Annotated in this window: 4 protein-coding genes; 1 reads left to right on the top strand and 3 read right to left on the bottom strand. The window is 65.3% G+C overall.

The window, feature by feature from the left end; all coding sequences use genetic code 11:
* The first annotated feature begins 63 nt into the window (after nt 1-63).
* A complete protein-coding gene (locus ACLP9N_RS05400; protein ID WP_442406418.1) occupies nt 64-1,335 on the top strand; it encodes a glycosyltransferase in 1,272 nt (423 codons plus the stop codon).
* Nucleotides 1,336-1,399: 64 nt separating this feature from the next.
* On the opposite strand, the gene ACLP9N_RS05395 is transcribed toward ACLP9N_RS05400, so the two are convergent.
* The 3 genes from ACLP9N_RS05395 to ACLP9N_RS05385 form a co-directional block, all read right to left on the bottom strand.
* Complete coding sequence (locus ACLP9N_RS05395; RefSeq protein WP_442406416.1) at nt 1,400-1,567, bottom strand: hypothetical protein; 168 nt, start codon at nt 1,565-1,567, stop codon at nt 1,400-1,402.
* Between the two features lie 502 nt (nt 1,568-2,069).
* Nucleotides 2,070-3,191, bottom strand: a complete 1,122-nt coding sequence (locus ACLP9N_RS05390; protein ID WP_442406417.1) for an NAD-dependent epimerase/dehydratase family protein — start codon at nt 3,189-3,191, stop codon at nt 2,070-2,072.
* Nucleotides 3,192-3,316: 125 nt separating this feature from the next.
* Nucleotides 3,317-3,506: SGNH hydrolase domain-containing protein (locus tag ACLP9N_RS05385; RefSeq protein ID WP_442406415.1), on the bottom strand; the 190-nt coding region annotated here is incomplete at its 5' end.

Below are 3,506 nucleotides of genomic sequence, written 5' to 3'. Positions count from 1 at the left end.
GTCAGGAGTGTGAGGCTGCAGTTTCCATTTCGCCCGCGGGAAGTGAAAGGCTATGGATTCGCGGTGAAATTTGCGCTGGCGTGCTGGGGAAGTCGTGGCGATGTCGAGCCCCCCGTCGCTGTCGGCCGTGAGCTGCAGCGCCGCGGGCATGACGTGTGCATAGCCGTCCCGCCCTTCCTGGTTGGCTTCGCCGAGGCGGCAGGGCCTGCGGCGGTCGCCTACGGACCAGATTTGCTAGTCAATTTGGTTTCGCGGCAGCGCTACTACTGGATGTGTTTCTTCCGCACCCCCTGGAGGATCCGGGAGCTGATCAGGTTGTGGCGCGAAACTTGGGAGCCGTATACCCAGTGCCGGGAGGAGATGAGCACGACGCTGACGTCGCTGGCGGACGGGGCCGACCTGCTACTCACCGGCATGAATTTCGAGGGCGTCGCTGCCAACGTCGCGGAGTATTACGACATTCCATTGGCCACGTTGCATCTCTTTCCGGTGCGGGCTAACGGCCAGCTCCTGCCGTCCCTGCTGGCGCCGTTGTGCCGCTCGGCAATGACGGTGTTCTGGTGGCTGTCTTGGCGCCTGTCGAAGAAGGTCGAGGACGCGCAGCGTCGCGAACTGGGTCTGCCGGAGGCCACGGGCCCCTGGTCGCGGCGGATCGCAGAACGTGGATCGCTCGAAATTCAGGCCTTTGACGAGGTGTACTTTCCCGGGCTGGCAGCCGAATGGGCGAAATTTGATGGCCACCGGCCTTTTGTCGGCACGCTGACGCTCGGGTTGGCGGGGGATGCCGATGAGGAGGTCGCGTCGTGGATTGCCGCGGGAACACCGCCGATTTTCTTCGGGTTTGGCAGCGTATCGGTCGAATCTCCGGCCGACACGCTGGCCATGATCGGTGCGGCCTGCGCGCAGTTAGGCGAGCGGGCGTTGGTTTGCGCCGACGGAACTGACTTCAGCAACGTCCCCCATGCCGAGCACGTCAAGGTGGTCGGCACGATGAATCACGGGGCGGTCTTTCCAGCCTGCCGCGCAGTCGTGCACCGCGGCAGCGCGGGCATCACGGCCGCAGGCCTGCGCGCCGGGGTCCCCACGTTGATCCTCTGGACGCTGACCGATCAGCTGTTCTGGGGAGCTGCGGTCAAACGGCTGAAGATGGGCACCGCCCGGCGCTTTTCGACCACTACCGAGAAATCGCTGGTCGCAGACCTGCGCACCATTCTCGCCCCGCAATACCTCGCCCTGGCCCGCGAGATCGCCACCCGGATGACCAAACCCGCCGAAAGCGTTGCGGCCGCAGCTGATCTTGTGGAAAATTTCGCCCGCCTCAAGCGTGTTGGCTGATCGGCGACGGCGGGCCGTCGGGGTGATCGGCGCCGGCGAAATCTGCAAGGTGCCGAGACCCTCGTCACAGCGCATCGGCGTTTCTGTGTGACAGCACAGCGTCGAGCCTTCTGCGCCGCTCCGGTGCCGCGAAGTCGCGGAGCCGCTGCGGGGCCCCGGCATCCCTGGGCCGCAGGTAGCGCCACGGCCAGTAGTTGGACGGCAGCAGGTAGACGTTGGAAGCCGCGCTCAAGGAAGGGCCGCAGCACGTCGATCGGCCGCAGCTGCGGATCGCTCCACCATTGTGGTATCACTTCAACCACCAATTCCGCGTCGGCGGCGAGCGCATCGAGGGATGCCAGCATGCCGGCGAACGCGCGGTCCTCGGCGCCTTGATCAGGCGGTGGTCGCCAGCTCCTCGCGGGTTACGAGTGAACCGAGCGTCGCCGCCCGCACGCCCAATGTTCCCGGAGGAGGGAGCGGCGGGCGACCGTCGTGGTAAGGCCGCTGCCGTAGCTCGGCCCGACGAACAACGGGAGTTCACCCTCGCGATCCGATACCGCGGCGGCCAGCAGCGCCCGACCCAGCGCTCGGCGACGCCGACGCAGCGCCCGCTCCGATGGTCAAGCAACACGCTCGCGTGTGGGGGGAGCACTCGGCCCCGGTAGTTGCCATGAGACCTAGTCGAGCCCCAGCCCCGGCGACCAGATGCGTTGACTTGGGTTGCGGCCCTGCAGTTCGAAGTGAGGTTGCCGTTAACGGCACCCATCATGTTCTACTACAGCACGATCTGTTACATGCGCGTGATCGCTTGGCTCGAAAGGTAATTCGGGCTGCCTGCTGATCCATTCGAGCAGTGCATGCAGACCGTCCTCGAGCGCCCACTTCGGACCCCAGTGGAGCTTGTTCTTCGCCGGCTCGATGTTGCAACTCGCGGCGCGTACGTCACCGTCGCGGAATTTCGGTACGACGGTCGGTTCGGGGGCGTCGCAGACGGCGGCGATCTTGCGAGCCAGCTCATGGATGGTTGTTGCGCTGCCCGACCCGATGTCGAGGCAGCGTGGCTCAGCCGCGGGTTCCTCTATCGCGGCGAACAGCGCCTCGACGACATCGTCGATAAAGATGAAATCGCGCACGATCCGACCGTCTTCGTAGACCTCCAACCGGCGTTGCTGGCGCGCCAAACGCGCGAAGAGAGCGACTATTCCGGTGTACGAATTGGTCAGCGACTGGCCCGGCCCGTAGACATTCTGCAGACGCAGCACACTGAGATTGGCGTCATGCGCGGCCGTCCAGGCGGCCAACATGTGCTCCTGCGCGAGTTTGGTCGCGGCGTAAATGTTGGTGGGCCGGGGCTCCGTCCGGCCTGAGCAGCTCGTAAGCGGCACCGCAGGTTCGCCCGTGGGCCCTCGCGGATCCCAAATACCGGCCACCAGCTGAGTGTGGCTGCGCGGCCGCGGATAGAAGGTTTGTGTTCCGCATTGCCAAGCGCCCTCCCCGTAGACGGCCCTTGACGACGCCAGGACGAACTGGTCGGGCACGAGTGCCGAGCGGCTCAGGGCGTCAAGAAGTTGGGTGGTGCCCACCACGTTTACCGAGCCGTGGCGCGTCGCCTGAGAGAGCGACTCTCCCGTTCCCGTCTCGGCCGCCAAATGGACGATCTGGGAAGGTCGGAACAACCGAAGCACGGCATCCCAGTCAGGGGCATGGGTGACATCGCCGGTGAACAACTGCACGGATGGCGGCAGGTCGATCGCTGCACGTTCGCCGTGCACCTGCGGGTGCAGGACGTCCATCACAGCGACGTCGTAACCGGCTTTGACGAGTCGGCGCGTGAGCGCGGATCCAATAAATCCTGCCCCGCCAGTGACGAGCACGGATGTTGACAAAATCCGACGCCTCCGGTTCCTCTGTGGAGGAAGTAGGTGACCGGCACGCGTTGCCGAGAGTGCGGTCCGGGTCGATCATATGCGGGACCGCGTCGCCAACACCCCGCAGCATGTCAACCGGGGGCGAGCGCGCGGTCGGCCAGCGCCCCCATTACCGGTGCCAACAGCCGGGAGTATTCGAGCGTCACGTGTTCCTCGTCGATGTAGACCAGGGTGTTGCCGACGATGACCGGGCAGCGGTTTGTGGTGCAGAACAGTTCGGTGAGGTCGGTGTATTGTCCGCCGCCGGCTTTGGTGGCGGCG

Source organism: Mycobacterium sp. (genome assembly GCF_052144515.1).
Lineage (GTDB): Bacteria > Actinomycetota > Actinomycetes > Mycobacteriales > Mycobacteriaceae > Mycobacterium.
This window is presented reverse-complemented; position numbering and strand designations above follow the sequence as displayed.